Genomic DNA, 26,719 nt, shown 5'->3' with positions numbered 1-26,719 from the left:
CAGGCCCCGGGCCTGGCCGGCGCGGGATGGCGGCTTGCCATGCGGCATATTGCTCGCGCATGCATACTGCGCAGGGACGATGCCCGGCCTGGATGGCAGCGCGCCGGGCACATTGCTCTGGCGGGGCTTGCCGCCGGCATCGATCGGCGTCCAAGTCTTGGCGACGGGGGCGGGTGGCGTGTTTTTTACCGCCGCGTAGCGGCAAGCGTCGAGGCATTTTTTTCTCCGGTCCATCCTTCATGGAAGATGGCGGCAGTTTAGAGGCCGTTCGGCTTCGCGCAGCTCCGTTCCTTGTGGTCCAGTCCCCGCCGTATAAATTTGTATTGACTTGTCTTAAGATAACTTGGAAACTATCGCCTATATTCCTCAAGCGCGGTGATCCATTCCATGGTCGAAATCAACAAGAATTCCGAAATTCCCCTCTATCTGCAAATCGCGGATCTCCTTACGGCCGACATCAAGTCCAAGCGCCTGCTGCCGCTGGAAAAGATACCCACCGAATACGAACTGACGCGCATCTTCAATGTCAGCAGGGTCACGGTAAGGCAGGCGATACGGATTCTGGTGGAGCGCGGGCTGGCGGTATCCAGACAGGGCAAGGGCGTGTTCGTGACGGGGCCGGTGGTCAACCAGGAATTGAACGAACTTCGCGGTTTCTACGATAGCCTGCTGGCGCAAGGCTACGACCCGGAAACCGAAGTGCTCAGTTTCGACGCGCCCGAAGCCGGCGCCAGGAATCCGCTCCTGGGCCACGCGGAATACGATATCTATCACTTCAAGCGGCTCTACAAAATCGACAACATCGTCGTGGCGCTTGCGGATGTCACGCTGCCCGGCTGCGGCCACCGGCTGACGCGCGCCGATGTGGAAAGGCTGCCGGTCTATTCCTTGATAGAGCAGGTCCTGAAAAAGAAAGTGGCGCGCGCGACGACCGAAATACGCTCCGGCAGGGCCGACGATCAGATAGCGCAAGTCATGGGCCTGGGAGACGAAAGATATCTGTTGACGATGCTGCGCACTTCCCTGGACGCCAAGGGGCTGATCCTGGAAACGACCTGCTTTTATATCCAGCCCGATGTATTCGCCTTTCACCTGGAAGTGGCCGGGCCGCTGCAGATTGCCTCTTCCATACGCCGCGTCGGTCATTCCCCGGCCTTGCCGTGACACCGTAGAGCGGCGCCCATTCCACCCTAGGAGACACTATGAAAATCAAGAAATCGATCGCTTCCATGCTCTGTATGAGCGCAATGGCCGCGCTTCCCTTCGGCCTGGCCCAGGCGGCTTATCCCGACAAGCCGGTCACGATCATCGTGGCTTTCCCGCCCGGCGGAGCCACCGACGTGGTGACCAGGATACTGGGCGCCGGCTTGAGCAAGGCCTGGGGGCAGACGGTGGTCGTGGAGAATCGGACGGGCGCTGGCGGAAACATCGGCGCATACCACGTGGTCAAGGCCGCGGCGGACGGCTATACCCTGTTGATGGGGTCTTCGGCGGAAACGGTCATCAATGCTTTGCTGTATTCGAAGATGCCTTACGACTCCGCAAAGGATATCGTTCCCGTTTCGAAAGTGGGCAGCGCGCCGCTGGTGCTGGTCGTGCATCCCAAGGTCCCGGCGGGCAATACTCAGGAACTCATCGAGTACATAAAGGCGAATTCCGGAAAAATAAACTATGCATCGTCGGGCACCGGCGGCCCCCAGCACCTGGCCGCCGAGGAATTCAAAAGGGTGACGGACACGTCGATCAACCATATTCCGTACAAGGGGGGCTCGCCGGCGATTACGGACTTGGTGGGAGGGCAGGTCGAGCTGTTCTTTGCCGGCCTGCCCCCGGCCAAGCCCTTCATCCAGTCCGGCAAATTGAGGGCTTTGGCGGTCACCACCGAGAGCCGCTCCGAACTGGCTCCCGACATTCCCTCCTTGTCCGAATCCGGCCTGCCCGGATTCAATATAGAGAACTGGCAAGGCCTGTTTGCGCCGGCCGGCACGCCGCCCGAAATCATTGACAAAATTGCCGCGGACGCGGCGGCGGTGCTGAACCAGCAAGAGGTCAAGGACAAGCTGGCCGCTCAGGGCGTATCCGCCGCGCCAAGTTCGCCCGCCGAGTTCACGCGCTTTACGGACGCCGAACGCAAGAAGTATGCGCAGATCATCAAGGCTGCCCACGTCACGATTCAGCAATAATCACTTGGAAGAAGCACTATGCATTTAAGCAATGAAGAACAGGCCATGCTCAACGGCGACCATGGCGAGGCGATAAAGAAAGCCATTCAGTTCCAGATAGAAGTGGGGTCGTTTTTTGGCGCCGAGAAGTTCGTGCCGATCACCAACGCGCACGTCATGGGCGATATCGAGGTCATGGGCGACGGCGGACTCGGCCTTTTGAAAGCCATGACCGACGAGCATGTGAAGTGCGCCGTTCCCGCGAGCAGCAACGCCCGCTGCATGCATTTCAGCTCGAATCCGGATTTTCAGCCTGACGCTTCGGAGGAAAAGAAGGAACGGCAACTGATCGCCCACTTGCAGGATATGCGGATCAACACGACCGACACCTGCATCAATTACCAGACCGTTTACCAGCCCAAGATAGGCGAGCATGTCGCCTGGGGCGATACGGGCACGGTCATTTACGCCAATTCGGTCTTTGGCGCGCGGACCAATTTCGAAGCGGGCAACGCCAGTTTTGCCGCGGCCATCACGGGCCGCACGCCGGCTTATGGCTTTCACCTCGACGAGGTCAGGAGGGGCACGCTCGCGGTCAAGGTCGAGGCGGAATTGAAAGACCTCGCCGATTGGGGCGCGCTGGGCAAGATCGTCGGCCATCCCAACCAGGATTATTTCGCGGTCCCGGTCTTCGAGGGGATTACCACCACCCCCCTGTCCGATGCGCTCAAGCATCTGGGGGCATCGCTGGCCAGCTACGGCTCGATGGCCATGTTCCACATGGTCGGCGTAACGCCGGAAGCGCCCACGGCGGAACAGGCTTTTGGCGGCAATGTGCCGACCAGCAGCACCACCGTGACCGACGCCGATATACAAGCGGTCTACGACGCCTACCGTTACGCGCCCGGGGCCAAGAACATCGTGGTTTTCTCCGGGCCCCAGCAGTCGTTGTTCGAAATGCAGCATCTGGCCCAATTGTTCGACGGCAGGAAAGTGGCGCCCGGCATGAGCTGCGTGGTGACCACGAACCATGCGGTCTACAGCGACGCGAAGCGCCTGGGATACATAGATACGCTGGAAAGCGCCGGTGTCACGCTGCTGCAGGGCGTCTGCTTCTATATTCTGCAGCGGCTCACCCAGATCCGCGAAGAAAACCAGTGGACCAATCTCGTTTCCAATTCCGCCAAGATCGTCAACACGATCACCGCCCACCGCTTCAACACGGTGCTGCGCAGAACGGGCGAGTGCGTCGACATCGCCTGTACGGGAGAGCTGAAATGAGCAAGGTCGTCAATGTGAAGCGGGCCTGGGGCCCCACCGTGGAGGGCGAGGTGCTGGTCATGCGCGAGGGCTTCAGCCCCCGCTATGACCTGGACCGCGTTACCGGGATCATTTCCCGTATCGGGCACAGCGTGGAAGGGCATTCCGTCAAGAACCGCGTGCTGGTGATACCCACGTCCAAGGGGGGCGTGGCCGGAGGCTGGGCCTTCTTCGACTTGCTCCACAAGGGGATCGCGCCGCTAGCCCTGGTATTCGGAAAGCTGAATCCGGTAATGGTGCAGGGCGCCGTCCTGGCGAACATGCCCATTACCGAAGGCTGGGACGAAAACATACTCGACCTGCTCCAGACGGGCGACCGGGTCACCATCGACCCCGCGAACAAGCGTATCCTTGTCTAGGTGAACTTCATCAGGCTTGTACGCCATGCCCCGACATTCGTTTCCTTGCCCTTGCCGTGATGCCCGCCCGGGCTGGCGGCAATGGGCGGCGGCCGCGCTGGCCGCCTTGCTGGCGGCGTGCGCCCAGGCTCCGGGCGCCGGCAAGGAAGGGGCGGCGGAACTGGCTCTGGCCTTGCCGCGGCATCCCATGGTTTTGCTTGGCGAGGTGCACGATAATGCCGATGGCCACACGCTGCGCCTGCGGGCCATTGCCGACGCCGTGGAAGCGGGATGGCGTCCGGCGATCGCCATGGAACAGTTTGACCGCGAACACCAGGCCGTGCTGGACCGGGCCATGAAAACCTGCGCCGATGCCGCATGCGTGATCCAGGCGGCGGCGCCCGGCAAGGCAGGCTGGAATTGGGACTACTACAAGCCGGTGATAGACCTGGCGCTGCGCAACCATCTGCCGCTGATCGCCGCCAATCTGTCCCGCGCGGACGCCGGCCGAGTCATGCAAGAGGGAATGGCGGCGGTATTCACGGCCGGCGAATTGCGCGAGCTGGGGCTGGAGCAGGGCCCAGACCCGGCGTTGTTGCAGGCGCAGGCCGCGGAAGTCGCGCAGGCGCACTGCGGCATGCTTCCGGCCGCGCTGCATAAGGGCATGGCCGCCGCCCAGATTGCGCGGGACGCCATGATGGCCTTGCAGATGCGCCGCGCCGCGTCGCCCGGCGCGTCGGCGGCGCGTCAGCTTCGGCCCGTCGTCCTCCTGGCCGGCAACGGCCATGTGCGCCGCGACCAGGGCGTGCCGCGCTGGCTGGACCGCGGGGCGGCGCTGTCCGTCGGCTTTACCGAGGGGGCCGCCCCGGCCGGCTGGTTCGACCGGGATATCGTCATATCCCCCGCGCAGCGCCCGGATCCCTGCGCTTCGCTGCGCGGCCGCCCTTTCGGGCGGCCCGCCGGAAACTAGCAGGCCTGGCCCGGTCTGGCATGATTGCAGGGCCCGGCCCTCACTGGCCCGGAGAGCCGGCGGCCGGCGCCGGCAAAGCCCGGCGCCTCCAGTGGAAAGCCAGGGCGAGCAGCACCAGCGCAAAGCCCAGCATGTTCGAGACGGGCCCGGGATAGACCAGGGCGAATCCGGCCACGATCAGCATCGCGCGTTCGATGAAAGTGGCGCGCACCAGCAGCCAGCCCTGGAAGCCCACCGCAAGCGCAAAGATTCCCGCCGCCGCCGTCAGCGTGACCTGGACGATTTCCCACCCGTTCGCCGCCGCCAGCGCCTTGGTCGAACCCATCAGCAGCAGGCCCTGGCCGCTGGGGTCGAGCACAAAGATGAACGGGACCAGGAACGCCGGTATGGTGTATTTCCAGCATTGCATGGTCGTCTTGTAGGGGTCCCCCCCGGTGATCGCCGAAGCGGCAAACGGCGACAAGGCGGTCGGCGGCGACACTTCCGAGAGCACCGCATAATAAAAGATGAACATGTGCGCCGCGAAGTCGGGCACGCCCAGCTTGATCAGGGCCGGCGCCGTGATCACCGCGCAGATGATGTACGAGGCCGTGACCGGCACGGCCAGGCCGATGACCCACACCACCAGCGCCGTGTAGATCGCGGTCAGCAGCAAGGACCCTCCGGCATAGTCGATGACGATGCCGCTGAACTTGAGGCCCAGGCCGGTCAGCGTCACCACGCCGACGATAATTCCCGCGCCGGCGCAGGTGGCGCCCACGCTGAGCATGCCGACGGAGCCGGCCTTGAGCGCCTGGATCAGCGGCGACTGGAAGATGTGTTTCGAAATCGACCCCTTGCCGCGGAACAGGTCATGGGAAACCATGGCCGTGTCGGGGCGCAGGAAGCTCGTCAGGAAGGAGACGACAGTGGCCCAGAATACCGACAGCACGGGCGAAAAACCCCACATCATGAAAACGACGATGGAAATCAGCGATAGAAAGTGGAACCAGTAATGCCGCGTCAGGTTCCATACGGTGTCGACTTTCTTGATGATGGTCTGGCCCATGCCGTACTTGCGCACATCGATCTCGACCATGAGGAAAAGCGCGAGATAGAACAGGGCGGTGGGAATCACCGCCATCAGCAGGACATCGAGATAGGAAATCTTCAGGAACTCGGCGATGATGAAGGCCGCCGCGCCCATCACCGGCGGGGAAATGATCGCGCCCAGTCCGCCCGCCGCCAGCAGGCCTCCGGCGGCGTTGCGTTCATAGCCGACCTTGGCCAGCATGGGCCAGGCCACTGTGCCCAGCGTGACCGTGGTCGCCACGCCCGACCCGGAAGGCCCGCCCAGCAGGAAGGAGGCCAGCACGACGGTGCGCCCGGCGCCGGCGGGCTTTCCGCCCATGGCCGAAAACGAGAAGTCGATGTAGAACTTGCCGGCGCCCGAGAATTGCAGAAAGGCCCCGAAAATCGTGAACAGTATGATCAGCGACGAGGATACGTCGACCGCCACGCCGTATATGCCCTCCAGCGTCATATACATGAAGCCGACGACACGCCCGATGTCATAGCCTTTATGGGTCCAGGGATGCGGCAGGTAGGCGCCCAGGAAGGCATACAACAGGAAGCAGATCGAAATGGCAGGCAGGATCCAGCCTATGGTGCGGCGCATCGCCTCGAGCACCAGGAGAATCAGCGCCACGCCGAAGAAGATATCCCAGGCGTTGGGCAGGGTGTTGCGATCGGTGAAGTCGTCGCCGCCCATGATCAGGTACACCACGATGGCGATCGATAGCAGCGCCACCAGCCAGTCCCACCACATGATGCGGTGCCGGAAACGCCTGGCCACGGGAAACATCAAGAACGACAGGAACAGCACGAAGCCCACATGCACCGGGCGCAGGACTTGCGTCGGCACAATGGCGTATGCGGCGTACATGTGGAACAGCGACATCACGATCGCCACGGTGGAAAGGAAGATTCCCAGCCATCCGCTCATATGGTTCGCGGCGCCTTCTTCCTCTTCGATATATTGTTCGGCCTTGCGCAAGGCCTCTTCACTAATGGCGGTGTTGGTGGTGTCCGGATCCGATTCGGCGAGTTCGCTCATGCTGGGAGTCTCTTCAAAAACGAAAAACCCCAACCGCGCAGGGTTGGGGATGGGGGATCAAGCGATCAATCGAGCTTGATGCCGCGCTCTTCGAAGTACTTGATGGCGCCTGGATGGAAGGGGATGGGCGAAGCCGCCGCCTTCTGGTTTTCCAGTTTGAACTCGGCCGTGTCTTTGTGCACGGCGATCAGATCGTCGCGGCTCTCGAAAATGGTCTTGACGATGTTGTACGCGGTCTTGTCGTCCATTTTCTCGTTGGCGACGAGAATATTCATGACGGTCGCCTGCTTGTTGTCGGCCTCCATGCCGCGGTAGGTCGATTTCGGTATCGTGTCTTCGATGTATAGATTGCCGTATTTCTTGTTCATCGCCGGCACCAGGTCGGCATTGTCTATCATCTTGATCTTGGTGCCCGGGGTGTTGGCCAGGTCGGTGACCGCCGCCGTAGGCAGGCCGCCCACCCAGAAGAACGCGGCGATCTTGTTGTCCTTGACGCCGTTGACCGACTCGGCCACGCTCAGGCGTTCGCGCTTGACGTCCTTGTCCTTGTCCAGGCCGGCCGCTTCAAGCACGCGGAAGGCCATGACCTCGGTCGCGCTGCCCGGCGAGCCGGTGGAAATGTGCTTGCCCTTGAGGTCGGCGATGCTGTTGATGCCGCGCCCTTCGACCGTCACCACGTGCATGCGGTTCGGGTACAGGATCATCAGCGTGCGCAGGGGCACCTTGCTGCCCTTGAATTTGTTTTCCCCCTTGTAGGCGTCCTGGCCCGCATCGGACATCACCAGGCCGATATACGACGCGTCCCCGTCGATCAGCTTCAGATTGTCGACCGAGCCGCCGGTCACCTCCGCCGTGGCCTCCATCCCGGGCACTTTCTTGGACAGCACCGAGGCGATGCCGCCGCCTATCGGATAATAAACACCCCCCGTGCCGCCGGTGGCGATCGAAATGTTTTCCGCCACGGCGGGCTGCGCGGCCACCAGCGAACAGCACAGCATAAGGGCGAAGCGCTTTACTGAAGTATTCATAGTGTCTCCTGGGAAAGCTATAGTTGGCACCGCGCGGCTGGGCGCGACACATTTTTTATATGGGCGATCCGGTGCAAGCCGGGATGAGCCTGATGGAGGTTTAACCGTCAAGGTCCGGTACGTCAATTAGCGTTTGTATGGGGTCGCGCGCAGGCCAGCGCGGCCCAGGCCAGCAGCAGCGCCGAAACGCCGTAGATCCATAGTGGCGACACGACAGGCAGCAGCAGTCCGGCCAGTATCGGGCCGGTGCCGGCGCCGATGTCGCGCCATACCGAGCGGGCGGCCAGCGCCTGCACCCGCGCCGGACCGGGGTTGCGCCTGGCCACTATGGGCGGCAGCAGCGGCAGCTGGAGCGCGCGCAGCACCACGATCACGGCCGCGCCGCTCCACAGCCAGCCCGCGCCGAAGCCGACGAGGGCCAGGGCCGTGAGCAGCGATAGCGCCACCAGCAGCCTTTCCGCCCCGAGGCGCTCCGCCATATGTCCTCCCAGCGGGCTCAACAGAATCTCCGCCAGGTAGCGCAGCGCCATGAGCAGGCCGGCCGCCACCACGGCATTGCCGGGCAGCAGGTCCTTGCCCAGATAGGACAGGCCGATGATGAAAAGGCCGTCCAGCGTCAGGCCTTCCAGGAAGGACCAGGCATCCAGGCTGTTCGGCAGCTTCCAGCCGCGCGGCCTTTGTACGGGGGCGTGCGAAACAGAAGGCAGCCGCCGCGTCGCGGCCAGGCCGGCCAGGGCCAGCGCAGCAAGCAGGACAAAGATGGGCCGTGGCCCGAGCCACAAGGCGAGCAGGGCGGCCAGCGGCAGCGCCAGTACGGGCCCCATGGCGATGACGGCCCGGGAGCGCCCGGAACGCCGCGCCGCGCCTTCGGCCTGCGCGGTTGCCAATGCCTGCGTGGTGAGGTTCAGGGTTGCGAAGGAAAGTCCCCACAGCAGGCGCAGCGGCAGCAGCGCCCAGAAGCCCGAGAGCGTGGCGCAGCCCACGCTGCAGGCCGCCGCCACCGCCACCGCCAGCGAGCATGCGAGGCGATCGCCGCGCCGGGCGCAGAAGCGCGCCACCCAGGCATAGCCCGCTATGCGCACCAGGCGGTTGGCCGCCAGCAGCAGGCCGGCTTCGGCCAGGGATACGCCGAATTGCGGGGCGTACATGGGCAGCAGCAGGTACAGCACCGTGTCCACGGGCAAGGACAGCCCCAGCGCCATGGCGGCGCGGCGTGAATGCAGGTCTGGGGTGGAGTCGGCTATTTGCGTCATGCCGCATGGTATGCGTTGCGCGGGCCGCGGGACAAACGAGATTTGCGCCGGCCATGTGTGATAAATTCGCACGCATGACCATGCGCCTGCCTCCCCTGAACGCCGTGCGCGCCTTCGCCGCCGCCGCCCGCCACCAGAGCTTTACGCGCGCCGCGGCCGAGCTGCACGTCACGCATGGCGCGATCAGCCGCCAGATCCGCAAGCTCGAGGATTACCTCGGGGTCGTCCTGTTCGAGCGCCGCATCCGGCAGGTCAGCCTGACTCTCGAAGGCCAGCAGTTTTTTGCGGAAGCCGCCGCGGCGCTGGACCAGATCGCCGCCGCCGCGCAAGCGCTCATGGGGCGCGGGCCTGCCCTGGCGGTGAGAATCAATGTGCGGCCTTCTTTTGCGGTGCGCTGGCTCATACCGCGCCTGCCGGCCTTCGTGGCGCAGCATCCGGGCATAGAGCCGCAAGTGGTGACCAGCACGCGGGCGCCGGACCAGGCCGTGGACGAGTTCGATGTGGCCATCCGGCGCGGCCTGGATGGCTGGCCATCGTCCATCCGGCTTCGCCCTTTCCTGGAAGACGAGGCCTTCATCGTCGGCGCGCCGGCGCTGTTCGAGGCGCAGCCGGTGGCCGAGCCCGGCGCGCTGGGCGCCCATGTGCTGCTGTCGTCCAGGACGCGCAAGCAGGATTGGGACGACTGGAAGAAGCACGTGGGCGTCGCCCGCCAGAAAACGGCTGGCCGGCTGCAGTTCGATCACCTTCATTTCGTGCTGCAGGCGGCGGTCGACGGCCTGGGCTTCGCCCTGGCGCCGGCTTCGCTCGTCGGGAATGACCTGGCGTCGGGGCGCCTGCAATGCCCGCTGCCCGACTTGCGCATGCCGCTGAGCCGCTATTACTACGGCCTTGCGCCGAACGCGGCCGCCGAGGCCCGCAGCTTCGCCGCGTGGCTGGACGCCGAACTGGCGATGCAGGCGCGCGGCGGGTTCTAGTCGGGACCAGTATTGTATACAATTCAATCAGCCCATTTAATACAATATGTCCTTGCATGTGCCACAGGCCGACGCCGATCTATGAACTCAAAGAAGAAGACCGATAGCCGCAAGGGTATTGCGGCGCAGACAGCGGCGCCGCGCAAGCGGCCCGCGATCACGGCCAGCGAGGAAATCTATGCGAAGCTGCAGCAGGCGATCTTCGAGCACCGCCTGCTGCCGGGCACGAAATTGATCGAGGAGCGGCTGGGGGAAGTGGTGGGCACCAGCCGCACGATCATTCGCCAGGTGCTGGCCAGAATGGCGCACGAAAAGCTCGTTACGCTGATCCCCAATCGCGGCGCCTATATCGCCAGCCCTTCGGTCGCCGAGGCTCGCGAAGTCTTCGTGGCGCGGCGCCTGATTGAGCCGGAGGTGGTGCGCATGCTCTGTTCCGTGGCGGCGCCGGCCCATTTGGCCCTGCTGCGCGCACATGTGGCGCAAGAGTCCCGGGCCCGGGCCGCGGGGGACCGGGCCAGCATCATCCGCTTGTCGGGGGAGTTCCATGTGCTGCTCGCGTCGCTGGCCGGGAATGCGACCTTGCTGCGCATTATCAGGGAAATGTGCGCCCAGACTTGCCTGGCGATTGCGCTGTACGACAAGCCCAATGCGCCGGCTTGCCCGTTTCACGAACATGCCGGCATCATCGATGCGATCGAGCGCCATGCCCCGGATGCCGCGATCGAAGGCATGCTGCAGCACCTGGACCACATCGAGAAGACGCTCGATTTCAACGACAAAACGCAGGGCCTGGTGGATTGGCGCAGCATTTTTTCCTGATGCGGCGCCCCTATTCAAGCCATGGCGAGCGTCCCGCGCGCCCTGGCCTCGGCTGGGCCAGGGCGGGCTTTTCGCAGGGCAGGAACTGGCCGTCTCCGGCTTGGCCCAGGAACGCGCCATTATCAAACACTCTTTTGCCGCGCAATAAGGTGACCGCCGGCCACGCCGTGACGCGGCGGCCTTCGTACGGCGTGTAATCGACGTTATGATGCAGCGCGTCGTTATGGATGGTGCGCCGCAGGCCGGTGTCCCAGATGACGATATCGGCGTCGGCGCCAACGCTGATGCTGCCCTTGCGCGGATAGAGCCCATAGATCCTGGCGGGGCCGGTCGATGTCAGGGCAACGAATTTATGGATGTCGATGCGGCCTTTGAGCACGCCTTCCGAGAATAGCAGCGGCAGGCGCGTTTCCAGCCCGGGGATACCATTGGGAATCCGGCTGAAGTCGGCCTCTTCCCCCGCAACCTTCTTGCCCTGCGCGTCCTCATAGCGGAAGGGCGCGTGATCCGAGGAAAAGACCTGGAATGTGCCATTGTCCAGGCCGTCCCATATGGCTTGCTGGCTGCCGGCGTCGCGAGGCGGGGGGCTGCAGATGCATTTCGCCCCCTCGAACCCGTGCCGGTCCAGGTCCGCGGCGGTCAGGAACAGATACTGCGGGCAGGTTTCCGCATAGACGCGCAGGCCGCGGGTCTGCGCCTGGCGAATCTGGTCGGCGGCTTCAGCGCCTGAGACATGAACGATCAGGACTGGCGTATCCAGAAACTCGGCCAGGGAAATGGCGCGGTGGGTGGCCTCGCGCTCCGCGACCGCGGGCCGCGATGTGCCGTGGTACCGCGGCGCCTTCATGCCCCGCTCGAGCAGGTAGTCGGTCAGCCAGGCGATGCAATCGCTGTTTTCCGCATGCACCATCGTCATGGCCCCTTCGCTGCGCGCCAAGGCCAGCACATCCAGAATCTGGCGGTCATCCAGCTTGAGGCTTTCATATGTCATGTAAATCTTGAACGACGTATAGCCGCGCCTGATCAGGTCCGGCAGCTCTTTTTGCACCGTATGGGGCGTTGCGTCGGCGACGATCAGATGGAATGCATAGTCGATGCAGGCTTTGCCGCTGGCGCGGCGATGATAATCCGCCACGGCGTCTTCCAGCGTACCTCCCTTCTGCTGGGCCGCGAACGGGATCACCGTGGTCGTTCCCCCGCAGGCCGCGGAACGTGTGCCGGTAAGGAAGTCGTCCGCCATCACCGACGCGTCGCCCGTGGGCTGGTCCAGGTGGCAATGAGCGTCGATGCCTCCCGGCAGCACCCAGCGCCCGGCGGCGTCTATTTCATCGAGTCCCGGGCCCAGGCGCTGTGCCAGCGCGACGATTTTGCCGCCCCGGATGCCGATATCCGCATGGAATGTATCCGATGCCGTGGCGATCCTGCCGTTGCGGATGACCATGTCGAACGCGGCCGGGCCGGGTCCTGTTCCGGTCATGGCAACTCCTCGAAAAGCGATCCCCATCCCTTGACGGCCGACGCGCTGGCGCCGGCGAGCTTGAGCGACTTCCAGACGACGGTGGAGATGGTGTCATAGACGGGAATGCCGAGCTCTTTTTCCAGTTCCGCCGCGAGCGGAGCGCCGCGCAGATTGGTGCAGAAAATAGTGATGGCTTCGGGTTTGCCGGCGGCGACGGCGCGGGCCATCTCGCGTATCTGCTCGTCGGTGACTGCTGAAAAAGAGAAATTGTCCTGCTTTCCCAGATGCCGTTCGGCGACGCACTCGAGGCCGGCGCCCCGGTAGTTGGCGATGATATTTTCCTGCACGTCGTCCAGATAAGGCGTCACCAGGCCGAAGCGCCTGATGCCCTTGAGCCGGAAGATCTCATTGAGGGCGAGCACCGATGTGCAGGCGGGAATGCCCGTGCGCGCGGTGATCCTGGCGCACAGGCGTTCGTCGGCTTCGAATCCAAGCCAGCCCGCGGATGTGCCGTTCCAGCCTATCGCCGACATTCTGGCGTGGCTCAGCAGCTCCGCGGCGCGCAGGATCTCGGCGTCGTCGAACTGCGCCAGCGCGGTTTCCGACAGCGCGATTTCCGTCACGCGAAAGCGGCCGAAATGAGCGCTTGCATTGGGTACGCCGGCCAGCATGGAGGACGTGACGGGTTCGAGCACGGTGTTTGATGAAGGGGTAAGCATGCCTAGCAAAATGCGGTTTGTCATGATGTCGCAGCCACAGGTTCGGGACGTAATAGGGAGAGAAGATGGCGCTTGTAATCGTTGAACTGCCTGCTGGTAGGGTCGCGCGGGCGCGGCAGGTCGATTTCGATCAGCTCCCGTATCCGGCCCGGCCGCGCCGACATCACCGCGACATGCGTGCCCAGCATCAGCGATTCGTCAATGCTGTGGGTGACAAAGACTATCGTGCCGCGGTTTTTCTGCCAGATCTTGACCAGCTCCTCCTGCATGTCCATCTTGGTCTGCTCATCCAGCGCGCCGAAAGGCTCGTCCATCAATATCACTTCAGGGTTCATCAGCAGTGCGCGGGCAATGCCGACCCGCTGGTTCATGCCGCCGGACAGCTCGCTGGGAAAGTGGTTTTCGAAACCCCCGAGCCCGACCATGTCGATGTAGCGCTGCGCGACACGGCGCCGTTCGGCGCTGTCGCCGCCGCGCAGGTTCAGGTAGAAGGCGACATTCTCCCAGACCGGCAGCCAGGGCATGAGGGTGGGCTGTTGAAACACCATGCCGCGGTCGGACCCGGGGGCGGTGACAATGCCTCCGCCAACGCTGACCGTTCCAGTAGTGGGCCGGTCGAAGCCGGCGATCATGTTGAGCACGGTCGATTTGCCGCAGCCGCTGGGGCCGAGCAGGCAGAGGAATTCATTCCGGTCGACGGTCAGGTCGATGTTGGCGAGCGCCGTGGTGGACGTCTTGCGCCTGGCATCTGAAAAAACCTTTGAAACATCGATTATTTTGATCACGGCCATGAGTCAGCCCTCCCTGCCGGAAATGGTGGAACCGCGCTGCCAGTGCAAGACGCGGGCCATCGATAGCCTGATGGCGAAATCGCTCAGATATCCGAGCAGCCCGATACTGGCCATCGCAGCTATCACCAGGTCGTAGCGCAGGAAGTAATACGAATCCCATAGGACATAGCCGACGCCGCTCTTGACTGCGACCATTTCGGCGGTCACCGTCAGCATCCAGGCCGAACCGATCGCGATCCGCAGGCCGGAAAAAATACTGGGCAATGCGGCCGGAAAAACAATGTGGCGCAGCAGTTTGCCGGGGCTCCCCCCCACCATGGCGCCGGCGCGCAACAGGTTGCGGTCGCAAGTCTTGACGCCATGGATGGTGCTGAGCAGGATGGGAAAGAACGCGCCCAGGAACACCAGGAAGATGGCGGGCTTGTCGGCTATGCCGAACCAGATGATGGCCAGCGGTATCCAGGATACGGGCGGTATCGGTCTAAGCACCTGCAGGACCGGCTCGATGAGCTTTTCCACGCTGCGCGACCAGCCTATGGCCATGCCCAGGGCGACGCCCAGCGCGCCGGCTATGGCGAAGCCCGCAAATACCCGCCCCGCGCTGGCCAGCGTATCCAGAATCCAGGTTCCACTATAGGTTTGCGTATTTCCGTCGGTGGCGAAGACCCAGTCGGCCCACGCCCGCAGCACCTGCGAAGGCGCGGGCAGCAGGGCCGGCGGCAACACGCCGGACCGGGAAAAGATCTCCCATCCGGCCAGAACGAGAACGGGCACTATGGCTCGTTCAATACGCCGATAGGTTCGGACAATGGCCGATTGCTGTTGCATCATGGGTCTTCTCAATATCCGAGTTCAGTCTTGGGCTTGCCCGTGGCGGCTTCCAGATAGCGGTAATCCATGTTCTTCTCCACCGCGGCCGAAACATCCTTGGTGATGTATTTCAGGTCGAACATCATCCTGGCGATCGCGACGGCCGATGCGCGGTGGATTTTGTAGTCGGGGGACAGATTCTCCACCGCGTCGCTGGCGATCGCCTTGTCAAGGCCTGTGTACTTCTGGATGGTGGCGATCCAGAGAGGCTTGTCGGCGCTGATCCGCTCATCCACCTTCACAATGGCGCGGACAGTTTCCTGCACCGCCTGGGGCTTTTCGGCGATTACGTCCGAACGGGTGACCACCAGATTCGTCAGCCGGCCCGCCGCCTGATCGTATGGAAAGGCAAAGAATTTCGCCGCGTTCGCCTGGCGGATCTGGGTGGCAAAGGGTTCTACCGAGGTCACCAGCTCGACCTCGCCGCGCCGCAGGGCCTGCACATGATCCGAAGGATTGGGGATATTCACGAATTGCACATCTTTGTCGACCATGATGCCATGGGCGGCCAGCGAGCCACGCATGTGGAGATCCTGCGCATTGCCGCGCGACGCGGCGACACGGAAGGGCTTTCCTTCCTTCTTGTAATCGGCGATGACTTTCTTCAGGCCTTCCCAGTCGTTTTCCTTCACGGGCAGCGCATTGCCTATCAGGGTTTGCGAGCCGCCATTGATCTGGCCCGAGATCGCCACGAGATCGAAGCCGCGATCCAGCGCCGTGGCGTAATGAAGGTAGGTCACTTGGGCCACATCGATGCTTTTGGAGACCAGCGCGGTCAGGACGTCGTTGCCGGTATTGAAGCCGATGGCCTCGACGTTTACGCCGCTTGCGTATTCGGGAGTCAGCGCCATGGGTGTGCAGTGCGCGCACTTGGCATAGCCCAGCTTGATGGAAGAAGAGGCCTGCGCATGGCCGATGGCAGGCAGGGCGATGCTCAGGATGAATGCTGCTTTATAAAGAAGGGACCGCGTGGGCATAAGAATGACTCCTGGACAGATTCGGCAAAGCAAAGGGAAAGTTCTGCTGGTCTATACGCAATTTGCATGCCATATTTATCCAGCATGTATTCAAAATAGGGTTTTGTTTGTATTCAACCGGACTGCGCACTCAGCGCCGCGCCATGGCGCGGAAGTGCCCGGAATTTTCTGCGAAATCCGTGCCCGGTTTGATGTGGGAATTGCACTATACAAGTGCCTGTGCACCATGGCTGTGCCGCGTTGATGATGAATTCCGGGACAATACTGAATACAATTTAACTTATTATTGAATACAATTATTCATCGCCATCTCTGAGCAATCTGTGGCGGCATGGCCTATGGCCACGGAACGGCGCGCTTCCCCATGGGCGTCACCTCCGGCGCAGCCAATGAAATACAATACCCATGATCAATGCCAGCCAGCGCCCGGACGCTGGCCGCCTTCATCCCCATTTCAGAAACCGACGCCAGGATGCGCCGCCTGGCGGCATCCATATCGTTGAGCAGTTCGATCGGAATGGATTCCCCATTTTGATTGCAAAGGTAAAGTACGTGTGACTTATTCAGTTAAGGAAATCTTTCTCACCCTGCAGGGAGAGGGCGCCCAGGCAGGCCGCCCCGCGGTGTTTTGCCGGTTTTCCGGCTGCAACCTCTGGTCGGGGCGTGAACAGGATCGCGGCACGGCTCAATGCCAGTTCTGCGACACCGACTTTGTCGGCACCGACGGCACGCTGGGCGGCAAATACAAAACCACCGCGCAATTGGCGGACCTGCTTCAGGCGGCCTGGGGCGGCCAGGAGCGGCATAGGTTCGTGGTATTCACGGGGGGCGAACCCTTGCTCCAGCTGGACGAGGCTTTGATAGCCGCGGTTCATGAACGGGGTTTCGAAATTGCCGTGGAAACCAATGGAACGGTGCTTCCCCCCGCGGGCATCGATTGGCTCTGTACCAGCCCCAAGGCGGGCACCGAATGGATAGTCCGCCAGGGGCAGGAGCTCAAGCTGGTGTTCCCGCAAGCGGGCATGGACCCCGCCGAATTCGAAGACTTGCCGTTCGATGAGTTCTGGCTGCAGCCCATGGACGGGCCCGACCAGGCCGCCAATACGCGGGCGGCGATTGCGTATTGCCTGGCCCATCCCCGCTGGCGCCTGAGCATTCAAACCCACAAATTGATCGGAATTCGATAGCATGCCGCGCGCACTCGTACTCTTTTCCGGCGGGCAGGATTCAACGGCCTGCCTGGCCTGGGCCCTGACCCGCTATTCCGCCGTTGAAACCGTGGGCTTCGATTACGGCCAGCGCCACGCCGTCGAAATGGAATGCCGCCAGACGGTGCTCAAGGAATTCAGAAGCCAGTTTCCCGACTGGGCCCCGCGCCTGGGCGAGGATCATGTCCTGGATCTGAGCCTGCTGGGCCAGTTGTCGGATTGCGCCCTCACCGCCGAAAAGGAAATCGCATTCGCCGACAATGGCTTGCCCAACACCTTTGTGCCGGGGCGCAACCTGATCTTCCTGACCTATGCCGCGGCGCTGGCCTATCGGCGCGGCATCGATGCGCTGGTGGGCGGCATGTGCGAGACGGACTACTCCGGCTATCCGGACTGCCGCGACAACACGATGCAGGCCCTGCAATTGGCGCTGAATCTGGGCATGGAGCAGCACTTCCGCATCGAAACGCCGCTCATGTGGCTGGACAAGGCCGCGACCTGGCGGCTCGCCGCCGAAATCGGCGGGCCCAGGCTGATCGCGCTGACGCAGGAGCATACCCATACCTGCTACATGGGCGACCGCTCGGTCCGGCACGACTGGGGCTATGGCTGCGGGACCTGCCCGGCTTGCGAGCTGCGCGCCCGGGGCTACCGGGAATTCTCCGCCGGCATGGAGGCGTCCCATGACTAGCATTACCAGAAAGCTCGAATTCGACGCGGGACACCGGATTCCCGATCACCGCAGCCAGTGCCGGAATCTGCACGGCCACCGCTACGTCCTGGAAATCACTCTGGAGGGCGAGGTGATCGCCGCGCCCGGCCAATCCGACAACGGCATGGTGATGGACTTCTCGGAAATCAAATCGATAGCCAGGAAGCACATCATCGACCAATGGGATCATGCCTTCCTGGTTTTCAAGGGCGATACGGCTGTCGTCGATTTTCTGGAATCTCTGGAAAATCATAAAACGGTGATCATCGACAGCATCCCGACGGCGGAAAACCTGGCCCATCTGGCCTTCGACACGCTGGCGCCGCACTATGCGCGTCAATTCGGCGGCAGTTTGCGCCTGAGCCGGATACGATTGTACGAAACCCCCAACTGCTGGGTCGACGTGCTTGCATAGCGATGGCTGCAGCATAACGATGGCTGCAGCCGCCGCCTTCGGCCGCGCGCTCAGAATTTCTGCTTGATCATATCCTCGAGCAGCCGGGCGCCTTCAGAGCCGCGCTTGCACACCCCCCATAGCTGGTCGAACAGTTGCACGTGCAGGTCGACGGCCTCCGGATTCGAGGTGATCATGGCCACTCCCACGTGCAGATTCGGCAGTTCGGCGATGCGAAACGGGCTGGTGCCCAGCAAGACATCGTTCCCTTTGTAGAACAGCTGGAATGCGACGTTGGGTGCGACGTCCTCGATCAGCCCGATCTGTATGCCGACCGGCTCGGTCGTCATCATGTCCGCCAGGTGCTGGACTTCGCGCCGCGCCGCCGCGCGCCGTTTGGCGATGACGGCGGCGGGCAGCCCCAGCCGTCCCACCAGCCCCAGGGTGACCAGGCGGCGCAGCTCTTCCAGGGAAATCAGGCAGGTGATCGACGGCTTGCGCTCTCGCGCCTGCTTGCGGCGTTCGCTCAGGGTCTTGAGTACCGCCTGCTGTTCGGTCTTGCGGTCGGCGCGCTGCCTGGTGCGGGGGGAAACCGATTCTTCCAGCATGACCGCCAGGTCTTTGTCATAGTCCTCTGTTGTCAGAAGATAGGACAGGGGGCTGAACAGGGCGACGATATGGCTTGCGTTCTTTTCCAGTTGCTGCATCCGCGCCTGGTAGCTGGCGGCGTTCGAGTGATACTCCGCGCCCACCCCCAGGAGCGAGGCCAGGCTCGTTCCCAGGATCGCGGCGATATTTTCCAATACGTCGACCTTGACGATTTCGCCCTGTTCGATACGGTATAGCGCGGCACGCGATACGCCGAGCTTGGAGGCCAGTTGATCGGCGTTGAAGCCGGCGCCCAAGCGGTATGCCCGGACCCGGGAGCCTATTTCTGCGCGGTTGAAACCCATTGCCATGCTTTTTCCCTGCTGGTTTGCCCGGATGGATCACACTACTTTGTCCCATGCCGCGGAGGGTCTAGGGATTATACCTATTACCATAATTTGTAATTATAGCGAATAATGAGACATCGTATCAAAAATTAGACTATCGCAATGCAACCCGCCGCCCCAACGCATAAGAAAGCGCTTACCTCCGAACGCTGGAAACAGCGGCCCGCCGGCTCAAACTGGGGCGACTTCGGCATGGACGACCAGGCCGGCCGAATGAATCTGCTGACGGCCGAAAAGCTGTTGCAAGGCATCGCGGAGGTGAAGGCCGGCCGCGCGTTCTGTCTGAGCCTGCCGCTGGATTTCCCCGGCGGCAACGTGCTCAACGAAAAGCGCCATCCCCCCGTGCTGCGTCCGACCCTGCGCAACGGCCGGCCCAATATGAACTACCGCCTGTTCGGCGAGCATATCGAACGCACGGACGTCCTGTGCGACGATCTGGCCATTCTTCATCTGCAGTATTCGACCCAGTGGGACGCCCTGGCGCACGTGGGCCAGATGTTCGACGCCGATGGCGATGGCATTCCCGAACCGGTGTTCTACAACGGTTATCGCGCCCACATCGACATCATCGGCCCGGAATCGGCCGAGGACGCGGGCGCTCCCCGGGGGCCATACCCGTCCTCGACTTCGGCCGCGCGCGCGCTGGGCATCGAGAACATGGCGGAGCGCTGCGTCCAGGGCAGGGCGGTGATGATAGACCTGCACGCCCATCTGGGGAATGAACGGATCATGGTTGGCTACGATACGCTGATGCGCGTCATGGAAAGCGATGGCGTCGAGGTCACCCCAGGCGACATGGTCTGTCTGCACACCGGCTTCGCCCAAGTCCTGCTCGGCATGGGCAAGCGCCCGCATGCCGACGTCATGACCGGATGTTGCGCGGTGCTCGACGGGCGCGACGACAGGCTGCTGCAATGGATAAGCGATAGCGGCCTGGCGGCGCTCATCGCCGACAATTATGCCGTAGAGGCGCAGCCCGCCCGGGAAGCCGATGGCTGCTGCGCGGCGCTGCCTTTGCACGAACATTGCCTGTTCAAGCTCGGCGTGCACCTGGGCGAGCTCTGGCACCTGACGCCGCTGGCAAACTATCTGCGCGAGCATGGGCGCAGCCGGTTTCTGCTGACCGCTCCGCCTTTGCGCTTGCCGGGCGCCGTCGGTTCGCCGGCCACGCCCGTGGCGACAGTGTGACGGCATGCAATACCGTTTCGATTTTTCCGATGTGCTGGGATACTGGCCGCAGTTCCTGCATGGGGCATGGCTGACCATTCAGCTGTCCTTCGGCGCCACGGTGCTGGGCTTTGTCCTCGGCACTTTATGCGCGGTGGCGCGCGGCAGCCGCGTGCGCTGGCTCAATATGCTGGCCGGCGTGTATGTGGAAGGTATCCGGAACACGCCGCTGCTGGTGCAGGTGTTCCTGATGTATTTCGGCTTTGCCAGCATCGGCCTGGCCATGCCTGCAACGGTCGCCGCGGTTATCACGCTGATCGTGAACGTAGGGGCCTACACCACCGAAATCATGCGGGCCGGCATCGAGTCGGTCCATCCGGGCCAGATCGAGGCAGCCGAATGCCTGGGGATGTCGACGCTGCAGATATATTGGCACATCATCCTGCGGCCGGCCATGGAGCGCGTTTATCCGGCGTTGACCAGCCAGTTTGTGCTGCTGATGCTGGCCACATCGATCACATCGCAGATTTCGGCCGAGGAACTGACCGCCGTGGCCAACCTGGTGCAGTCGATGACTTACCGCGCGTTTGAAGCCTATATCGTGACGGCGCTGTTTTACCTGCTGCTGTCCCTGTTGATGCGGGCGGGATTCTGGCTGCTCGGCTTGATCATCTTTCCCCGGCAGCGCAAGCTGGGCACACCGGCTTGAGGAGGCGCGCATGGATGGCAATACTTTCAGCCTGACTTACCTCGCCTATATGCTGCATGGCGCAGCCTGGACTGTGGGGCTGTCCGCGCTGGGCTTCGCGGGAGGAGGCGTTCTCGGTTTCGGTATCGCCCTGACGCGGATCTCGCGCCACCGTCCGCTGCGCTGGGTCAGCAATATATATGTGCAACTGATCCAGGGCACGCCGCTTTTGATCCTGATGTTCCTGTCGTATTTCGGACTGGGCCTGCTCGGCTTCGATATGCCGCCGCTGGCCGCGGCCGGCTTCGCCATGACCATTTATGCCAGCGCTTATCTGGGCGAGATATGGCGCGCGGCGCTGCAGGCGGTGCCGCGCGCCCAATGGGAAGCAGCGGAATGCCTGGCGCTCTCGTCCTCCCAGCGCCTGTTCAGGGTAATCGTGCCCCAGGCATTGCGCATCGCCACGCCCAGCACAGTGGGGTTTCTGGTGCAGATCGTCAAGAATACCTCGCTGGCGTCGGTGGTCGGCTTCGTTGAACTGGTCAGGGCGGGGCAGGTGATAAACAACACGCTATACGAGCCCTTCCTGGTGTTTGGAGTGATGGCGCTGATTTACTTCGCCTTGTGCTATCCGCTATCGCGGTGGAGCCGCTCGCTGGAAAGAAAACTGCAGATCGGGCGCCGCGTATGCGTCCAGGCATGAGGAGATAATGGCATGACAACTGTCGTGAAGGTGGAGGACGTCCATAAATGCTTTGGCGCAAACAAGGTGCTGAATGGCGTGTCGTTCGAGGTCTCCAAAGGCCAGGTGGTGGCCATCATAGGCAGGAGCGGTTCCGGCAAGAGCACGGCATTGCGCTGCATCGACCGGCTCGAATCGATAGACAGCGGCAGGATTACGGTATGCGGCCATGCCCTGCACAGCCGCAAACTGAACCTGAAGAAATTGCGCACGGATGTGGGCATTGTTTTCCAGAGCTATAACCTGTTTCCTCATTTGAACGTCGAGCAGAACGTGTCGCTGGCGCTCAGGCTGGTGCGCGGGAAATCGCGCAGCCAGGCGGCGCAGACCGCCAGAAGGGTCATAAGCCAGGTGGGCCTGGCCGACAAGATGCACGCTTATCCCGAGCAGTTGTCGGGCGGCCAGCAGCAGCGGGTAGCCATTGCCCGGTCGCTGGCGATGGAGCCGCAGCTGATGCTGTTCGACGAAGTGACCTCGGCGCTCGACCCGCAGTTGACCGGCGAGGTCCTGCAGGTGATGGAGTCGCTCGCCAAGGGCGGCATGACCATGATACTGGTCACCCATGAAATGTCGTTCGCCGCCAAGGTCGCCGACCAGATCATCTACATGCATGAAGGGAAAGTGCACGAGGCGGGCGATGCTGGCATTTTGCGCAAGCCGCGCACGCCGGAATTGCAAAAATTCATCGGCGGCGGGCTTTGAAAAGCGGCTGCCGCCCAGCGTATTTCTTAAAACAGGCCGATCAGGCTCCGGAGACAAATCATGAATCCCCGCTTACTCAAGACTATCCTCAAGTACACCCTGGCGCTGACGTCCGTGCCGCTCGTCATGTCGATGGCGCGCGCCGATTTGCTGGACGATATCCGCAAGGCCGGCAAGATACGTGTCGCCATTGAACTGTCTTTGCCGCCATACGGCATGATGACCGATGCGCTCGAGCCCTATGGCTCGGATGTCGACACCGCCAGGCTGCTGGCCCAGGACCTGGGCGTCAAGCTTGAGATCGTCCCCGCCACCGGCCCTACGCGTATTCCCTTCCTGCAAACGAACAAGGCGGATGTGGTCATCGCCACGCTTTCCATCAGCCCGGAGCGCGCCAAGGTCATTGATTTTTCCCTTCCCTATTCCGCGGTCCAGATCGTGGTGGCGGCGCCGAAATCGATGTCGATCAAGGACTACGGGGATCTGAAAGGGAAATCAATTGCCATCACACGCGGCAATGTGCAGGAAGGCGAGCTGATGAAGAAGGCCGTAGGCGCCCAGATCGTCCGGTTCGACGATGATGCGACGCTGGTGACGGCCGGGGTCAGCGGCCAGGCGCCCATCGTGTCGACCGCCACCACGCTGCTGCGTACGATCCAGACCAAGAATCCCGCCAGGGACATGGAAACCAAGTTCGTGGTCAAGAACTTCAATCTGGGCATCGGCATGCGCAAAGGGGAGCCGGCGCTGCTGGCCTGGCTCAATGATTGGGTCGAAAAGAACCGCGCCGACGGCAAGTTGAACGATATCTTCAGGAAATACCATGGCGCCGATCTGCCGGCGATTTCGTCGCCGTCATGATCTACGAACTGCGTATCTACCACTGCGCCCAGGGCCGCCTGCCGGCGCTGCACCGGCGCTTCCAGGACGCGACCCTGGGCCTTTGGGACAAGCATGGCATCCAGGCTGTGGGTTTCTGGACCACCATGGTCGGCCCGAGCAACCAGACGCTGACCTTCATGCTGCAGTGGCGCAGCCTGGCCGAGCGCGAGCGCATATGGGAGGCGTTCTCGGCCGATCCGGAGTGGGTGGCCGCGCGCCTGCGCTACGAAGCAGAAGGCCCTATCGTCGCGCGGATCGAGAATCAACTGCTGGCGCCCACGGACTATTCGCCGCTGCGCTAGGCCCTCGCCTTTACGCGCTGCGCGGCCTGCCCGGCCAGTTCGCGGGCGCGATCCACATCGTCGTCATAGGCCAGCGCGACCCCCATGCGGCGCTTCGCATAGCTTTCCGGCTTGCCGAACAGGCGCAGTTCCGTCTGGGGTATGCGCAGCGCCTCGCTGACCCCCTCGAACACCACGCCGGGCGCGTCGACGCCGCCATAGATCACCGCGCTGGCGCCCGGGCTCTTGAGCGCGGTGCTGACCGGCAGGCCGAGGATGGCCCGCGCGTGCAATTCGAATTCGTTCTGCCACTGGGTGATCATGGTCACCATGCCGGTATCGTGCGGGCGCGGGCTGACTTCGCTGAACCAGACCTCTTCGCCCTTGACGAAAAACTCGACCCCGAATATGCCTTGCCCGCCCAGATCGTCCGTCACGGCGCGCGCGATATGCTGCGCCTTTTCCAGCGCGGCGGGATGCATGGGATGCGGCTGCCAGCTTTCCACATAGTCGCCGGCGATTTGCGCATGGCCTATGGGCTCGCAGAAATGCGTCTCGGCCTGGCCGCCGGCTCCCAGCGCCCGCACGGTCAGCAGCGTGATCTCGTAGTCGAAATCGATAAAGCCTTCGACGATCACCCGGCCGCGGCTTACGCGCCCGCCGGCCATGGCATAGTCCCATGCCGGCTGGACGTCGCCGGGGCCATCGATCTTGCTCTGGCCTTTGCCAGAACTGCTCATCACCGGCTTGACGACGCAGGGATAGCCGATCCCGCCGTCGATCGCGGCGCGCAATTCGTCCAGCGAGTCGCAGAAGCGGTAGGGGCTGGTAGGCAGGCCCAGCGTTTCGGCGGCCAGGCGGCGGATGCCTTCGCGGTCCATCGTCAAACGCGCCGCGCGCGCCGTGGGTATGACGCGCAGCAGCCCGGTCGCCTCGAGGCTTTCCAGCACCGAGGTGGCGATGGCCTCGATTTCCGGCACGACGATGTCGGGCCTTTCGGCTTCGATGAGCGCCTTGAGCTGTTCAGGGTCGCTCATGGGGATGGTCCGCGCATGGTGGGCCACCTGGTGTCCGGGCGCGTTGGGATAGCGGTCGACCGCTATCGTTTCGACGCCGAGGCGTTGCAGCGCGATCAGAACTTCCTTGCCGAGTTCGCCGGAGCCAAGCAGCATGACTTTTGTCGCGGAGGGCGACAGAGGGGTTCCGATAACGGTCATATAAGACTCTCCAGGCCAAGTGAAACGCAATTGTACGTGTTGCGGATGCATGCCGTGCGCTGTTGATCCGCGTCAAACAAATCCCGGATAGTGAAAACTACACTGAAATCGCGCTTTTCCACATCAGCTTGGTTGCGCCCATGAAATCATAATAAGGAGAAGGAAATGTACAAGCATATTCTCTTGCCAACCGATGGTTCTTCTGCGTCGGAGGCGGCGGTCCAGGCATGTTTCCAGCTTGCCAGGCAGCTTGGCGCCAAGGTCACCGGCCTGCATGTGCTGCCGGAGTTCCACGTGTTCACCTACAAAACCGAGATGCTGGAAGACACCAGGGCTCAATTCGTGAAGGACAGCGAAGAGCACGCGAGAAAAATCCTGTCGCCCGTCGAGCGGCTGGCCCAGGAGACCGGCGTCATCTGCAGCACCATGCACGTGGTGTCCGATGATCCCTACGAGGCCATCATCCAGGTCGCGCAGGACAGCCAATGCGATCTGATCGTGATGGCATCGCACGGCCGCAAGGGCGTGAAGGGCTTGCTGCTGGGCAGCGAAACGCAAAAAGTGCTCACGCACAGCCGGATACCGGTGCTCGTCTACCGCGAATAAGGCGCGGGGCCGCCGGGGCGGGCCAAAACGAGGGGGATGGCCCGCCCGGCTATCATAGGGGCTTCGGGCCTGACCGACAGCCCCTACCGCAACGATGCCATGACTTCCGCTGAAACGGTTCCTGAACATTCCCAGATAGCCCCTCCCGCCAAAAGCCGCGCCGCCCAGATCCTGCTGGGCTTGAGCCTGATGCTGATCGCCTTCAATTTGCGGCCCTTGTTCGCCAGCCTGTCCGTATTGCTGCCTGAACTGCTGCGGCAAACCGGCTTGTCATCGTCGGGCGCGGGGTATTTGACGACATTGCCGGTGCTGTGCCTGGGCTTGTTCGCGCCGCTTGCGCCGCGGGTTTCGCAGCGTGTCGGCCCCGAGCGCACCCTGCTGATCGTGCTGCTGTTGCTGACGGCCGGCACGGCGTTGCGCGGCCTGGGCGATATGTATTCGCTGTTCATCGGCTCCGCGATGGCGGGCGCCGCCATCGCGACGGGCAATGTGCTTTTGCCCAGCGTCGTCAAGCGCGATTTTCCCCGGCACGCCGCCTTGATGACCGGCTTCTACACCATGGCGCTGTGCGGCGGGGCGGCCTCGGCGGCGGCCTTTACCTTGCCGATGGTGCATTTTTTCAATGATTCCTGGACGATGGGCCTGGCCGCGTGGGCGGCGCCCGCCGCGCTGGTGGCGCTGATCTGGGCGCCGCAGGCATTGCGCAGCAGGCGGGGCGCGGGGCGCGCCGGGCGCCGTCCGGGTGGCTTATGGCGCGATCCCCTGGCATGGCAGGTGACTTTATTCATGGGGCTGCAGTCGGCTCTGGCATATTGCGTCATGGGCTGGATGGCCCCCATTCTGCGGGACCGGGGCCTGGATGGCGTGACGGCCGGCGTGGTGGTGTCCGTGTCCATCATGGTCCAGGTGGTCATCTGCCTGCTGGTTCCCCCGCTGGCCGTGCGCTGCAGGAATCAAAGTTTCTTCAATGCCGGGCTGGCCGCGCTGGCGGCGGCTGCTTTGATGGGGCTGCTGTTCGCGCCCTTGTCCACCGTTTGGGTCTGGGCCGTCCTGCAGGGGGTGGGCCAGGGCGGTCTTTTCGCCATTGCCATGACCGTCATTGTGCTGCGTTCGCCGGACTCTGTCGTGGCGGCGCAGTTGTCGGGGATGGCGCAGGGCGTAGGATATGTGCTGGCGGCCCTGGGGCCGCTGCTGGTGGGCGTCCTGCACAGCGCGACGGGCGGCTACGCGTCCGCCGGCTGGCTTTTCGCTTTGCTGGGCGCCGGCGCGGCGGTCAATGGCTGGGGGGCGGGGCGCGCTATCCTGGTCAAGCCGTCCTCCCGGCGCACTGCTTCTTTTTAGAAAGGAATA

Annotated in this window: 29 protein-coding genes; 19 read left to right on the top strand and 10 right to left on the bottom strand. The window is 62.9% G+C overall.

Going from position 1 to position 26,719, the window contains the following annotated elements:
• Positions 1-387 precede the first annotated feature (387 nt).
• The 5 genes from BUB23_RS21560 to BUB23_RS21540 are packed head-to-tail and all read left to right on the top strand — an operon-like array spanning position 388 to position 4,790.
• Positions 388-1,164 (top strand): GntR family transcriptional regulator, encoded by a 777-nt coding sequence (locus tag BUB23_RS21560; RefSeq protein ID WP_143161079.1) that lies wholly within the window; start codon positions 388-390, stop codon positions 1,162-1,164.
• A gap of 38 nt (positions 1,165-1,202) precedes the next feature.
• Positions 1,203-2,183: a Bug family tripartite tricarboxylate transporter substrate binding protein gene (locus BUB23_RS26855; protein WP_073107750.1), complete on the top strand. Its 981-nt coding sequence runs from the start codon at positions 1,203-1,205 to the stop codon at positions 2,181-2,183.
• A gap of 18 nt (positions 2,184-2,201) precedes the next feature.
• Positions 2,202-3,443, top strand: coding sequence for an aconitase X (locus tag BUB23_RS26850; RefSeq protein WP_073107747.1), 1,242 nt, complete (start codon positions 2,202-2,204; stop codon positions 3,441-3,443).
• Positions 3,440-3,841 (top strand): aconitase X swivel domain-containing protein, encoded by a 402-nt coding sequence (locus BUB23_RS21545; protein ID WP_073107745.1) that lies wholly within the window; start codon positions 3,440-3,442, stop codon positions 3,839-3,841. Before BUB23_RS26850 ends, BUB23_RS21545 begins: the two co-directional genes overlap by 4 nt.
• Positions 3,842-3,866: 25 nt before the next feature.
• On the top strand, positions 3,867-4,790 hold the full coding sequence (locus BUB23_RS21540; RefSeq protein ID WP_073107742.1) for a ChaN family lipoprotein: 924 nt from the start codon (positions 3,867-3,869) through the stop codon (positions 4,788-4,790).
• A gap of 40 nt (positions 4,791-4,830) precedes the next feature.
• Here the strand turns inward: BUB23_RS21540 and BUB23_RS21535 are convergent, their stop codons facing one another.
• From BUB23_RS21535 to BUB23_RS21525, 3 genes are all read right to left on the bottom strand, one after another.
• Positions 4,831-6,885 carry a TRAP transporter permease gene (locus tag BUB23_RS21535; protein ID WP_073107739.1) on the bottom strand — a complete coding sequence of 685 codons (2,055 nt, stop codon included), beginning with the start codon at positions 6,883-6,885 and terminating at the stop codon, positions 4,831-4,833.
• 65 nt (positions 6,886-6,950) lie between these two features.
• On the bottom strand, positions 6,951-7,913 hold the full coding sequence (locus BUB23_RS21530; protein ID WP_073107736.1) for a TAXI family TRAP transporter solute-binding subunit: 963 nt from the start codon (positions 7,911-7,913) through the stop codon (positions 6,951-6,953).
• 122 nt (positions 7,914-8,035) lie between these two features.
• Entirely contained in the window at positions 8,036-9,166 is a 1,131-nt protein-coding gene (locus BUB23_RS21525) for an MFS transporter (protein ID WP_073107733.1), read from the bottom strand.
• A gap of 74 nt (positions 9,167-9,240) precedes the next feature.
• Here BUB23_RS21525 and gcvA point away from each other — a divergent pair, with 74 nt between their 5' ends.
• Complete coding sequence (gcvA, locus tag BUB23_RS21520) at positions 9,241-10,140, top strand: transcriptional regulator GcvA (RefSeq protein ID WP_073107730.1); 900 nt, start codon at positions 9,241-9,243, stop codon at positions 10,138-10,140.
• Positions 10,141-10,221: 81 nt separating this feature from the next.
• Positions 10,222-10,959, top strand: a complete 738-nt coding sequence (locus BUB23_RS21515; protein ID WP_084136185.1) for a GntR family transcriptional regulator — start codon at positions 10,222-10,224, stop codon at positions 10,957-10,959.
• Positions 10,960-10,969: 10 nt separating this feature from the next.
• Here the strand turns inward: BUB23_RS21515 and hydA are convergent, their stop codons facing one another.
• The 5 genes from hydA to BUB23_RS21490 are packed head-to-tail and all read right to left on the bottom strand — an operon-like array spanning position 10,970 to position 15,775.
• On the bottom strand, positions 10,970-12,436 hold the full coding sequence (gene hydA, locus BUB23_RS21510) for a dihydropyrimidinase (RefSeq protein WP_073107727.1): 1,467 nt from the start codon (positions 12,434-12,436) through the stop codon (positions 10,970-10,972).
• Positions 12,433-13,161, bottom strand: a complete 729-nt coding sequence (locus BUB23_RS21505; protein WP_073107724.1) for a maleate cis-trans isomerase family protein — start codon at positions 13,159-13,161, stop codon at positions 12,433-12,435. Before BUB23_RS21505 ends, hydA begins: the two co-directional genes overlap by 4 nt.
• Positions 13,158-13,928, bottom strand: coding sequence for an ABC transporter ATP-binding protein (locus BUB23_RS21500; RefSeq protein WP_073107721.1), 771 nt, complete (start codon positions 13,926-13,928; stop codon positions 13,158-13,160). Before BUB23_RS21500 ends, BUB23_RS21505 begins: the two co-directional genes overlap by 4 nt.
• A gap of 3 nt (positions 13,929-13,931) precedes the next feature.
• A complete protein-coding gene (locus tag BUB23_RS21495) occupies positions 13,932-14,759 on the bottom strand; it encodes an ABC transporter permease (protein WP_073107718.1) in 828 nt (275 codons plus the stop codon).
• Between the two features lie 8 nt (positions 14,760-14,767).
• On the bottom strand, positions 14,768-15,775 hold the full coding sequence (locus BUB23_RS21490; protein ID WP_073107715.1) for an ABC transporter substrate-binding protein: 1,008 nt from the start codon (positions 15,773-15,775) through the stop codon (positions 14,768-14,770).
• Between the two features lie 405 nt (positions 15,776-16,180).
• On the opposite strand from BUB23_RS21490, the gene BUB23_RS27090 reads away from it, so the two are divergent.
• From BUB23_RS27090 to queD, 4 genes are read left to right on the top strand one after another with little or no spacing between them, the layout of a single operon-like run.
• Entirely contained in the window at positions 16,181-16,333 is a 153-nt protein-coding gene (locus BUB23_RS27090; RefSeq protein ID WP_178372373.1) for a hypothetical protein, read from the top strand.
• Complete coding sequence (gene queE, locus BUB23_RS21485; RefSeq protein WP_073107712.1) at positions 16,330-16,962, top strand: 7-carboxy-7-deazaguanine synthase; 633 nt, start codon at positions 16,330-16,332, stop codon at positions 16,960-16,962. The genes BUB23_RS27090 and queE overlap by 4 nt, the downstream gene beginning before the upstream one ends.
• Before the next feature lies 1 nt (position 16,963).
• Positions 16,964-17,674 carry a 7-cyano-7-deazaguanine synthase QueC gene (queC, locus tag BUB23_RS21480; RefSeq protein WP_073107709.1) on the top strand — a complete coding sequence of 237 codons (711 nt, stop codon included), beginning with the start codon at positions 16,964-16,966 and terminating at the stop codon, positions 17,672-17,674.
• Positions 17,667-18,110: a 6-carboxytetrahydropterin synthase QueD gene (queD, locus tag BUB23_RS21475; RefSeq protein WP_073107705.1), complete on the top strand. Its 444-nt coding sequence runs from the start codon at positions 17,667-17,669 to the stop codon at positions 18,108-18,110. The genes queC and queD overlap by 8 nt, the downstream gene beginning before the upstream one ends.
• A gap of 50 nt (positions 18,111-18,160) precedes the next feature.
• Here queD and BUB23_RS21470 read toward each other — a convergent pair whose 3' ends face one another.
• Positions 18,161-19,048 carry a helix-turn-helix domain-containing protein gene (locus BUB23_RS21470; protein WP_084136184.1) on the bottom strand — a complete coding sequence of 296 codons (888 nt, stop codon included), beginning with the start codon at positions 19,046-19,048 and terminating at the stop codon, positions 18,161-18,163.
• A 138-nt stretch (positions 19,049-19,186) separates the two neighbouring features.
• On the opposite strand from BUB23_RS21470, the gene BUB23_RS21465 reads away from it, so the two are divergent.
• Genes BUB23_RS21465 through BUB23_RS21440 form a run of 6 tightly spaced genes read left to right on the top strand, consistent with a single transcriptional unit; the run spans position 19,187 to position 23,567 of the window.
• On the top strand, positions 19,187-20,272 hold the full coding sequence (locus tag BUB23_RS21465; protein ID WP_073107700.1) for a cyclase family protein: 1,086 nt from the start codon (positions 19,187-19,189) through the stop codon (positions 20,270-20,272).
• A gap of 4 nt (positions 20,273-20,276) precedes the next feature.
• A complete protein-coding gene (locus tag BUB23_RS21460; RefSeq protein ID WP_073107698.1) occupies positions 20,277-20,960 on the top strand; it encodes an amino acid ABC transporter permease in 684 nt (227 codons plus the stop codon).
• A gap of 10 nt (positions 20,961-20,970) precedes the next feature.
• Positions 20,971-21,642, top strand: a complete 672-nt coding sequence (locus BUB23_RS21455; RefSeq protein WP_073107693.1) for an amino acid ABC transporter permease — start codon at positions 20,971-20,973, stop codon at positions 21,640-21,642.
• Positions 21,643-21,654: 12 nt separating this feature from the next.
• Positions 21,655-22,383, top strand: a complete 729-nt coding sequence (locus BUB23_RS21450) for an amino acid ABC transporter ATP-binding protein (RefSeq protein ID WP_073107689.1) — start codon at positions 21,655-21,657, stop codon at positions 22,381-22,383.
• 60 nt (positions 22,384-22,443) lie between these two features.
• The gene (locus BUB23_RS21445; RefSeq protein WP_178372372.1) at positions 22,444-23,244 is read left to right on the top strand and encodes a transporter substrate-binding domain-containing protein; all 801 of its coding nucleotides are present in this window, start codon (positions 22,444-22,446) and stop codon (positions 23,242-23,244) included.
• Positions 23,241-23,567, top strand: coding sequence for an NIPSNAP family protein (locus tag BUB23_RS21440; protein WP_073107686.1), 327 nt, complete (start codon positions 23,241-23,243; stop codon positions 23,565-23,567). Before BUB23_RS21445 ends, BUB23_RS21440 begins: the two co-directional genes overlap by 4 nt.
• Here BUB23_RS21440 and purT read toward each other — a convergent pair.
• Positions 23,564-24,763 carry a formate-dependent phosphoribosylglycinamide formyltransferase gene (gene purT / locus BUB23_RS21435; RefSeq protein ID WP_073107682.1) on the bottom strand — a complete coding sequence of 400 codons (1,200 nt, stop codon included), beginning with the start codon at positions 24,761-24,763 and terminating at the stop codon, positions 23,564-23,566. The genes BUB23_RS21440 and purT overlap by 4 nt on opposite strands.
• A 165-nt stretch (positions 24,764-24,928) precedes the next feature.
• Here purT and BUB23_RS21430 point away from each other — a divergent pair, with 165 nt between their 5' ends.
• Positions 24,929-25,369, top strand: a complete 441-nt coding sequence (locus BUB23_RS21430; RefSeq protein WP_073107677.1) for a universal stress protein — start codon at positions 24,929-24,931, stop codon at positions 25,367-25,369.
• Between the two features lie 36 nt (positions 25,370-25,405).
• Positions 25,406-26,710: a CynX/NimT family MFS transporter gene (locus BUB23_RS21425; protein WP_073107672.1), complete on the top strand. Its 1,305-nt coding sequence runs from the start codon at positions 25,406-25,408 to the stop codon at positions 26,708-26,710.
• The last annotated feature ends 9 nt before the right edge of the window (positions 26,711-26,719 follow it).

This window comes from Pollutimonas bauzanensis, assembly GCF_900129885.1.
In the GTDB taxonomy this organism is placed as follows: Bacteria; Pseudomonadota; Gammaproteobacteria; order Burkholderiales; family Burkholderiaceae_B; genus Pollutimonas; species Pollutimonas bauzanensis.
Note: the sequence above shows the minus strand (reverse complement) of the source record. Positions and strands in the feature narration are given on the sequence as shown.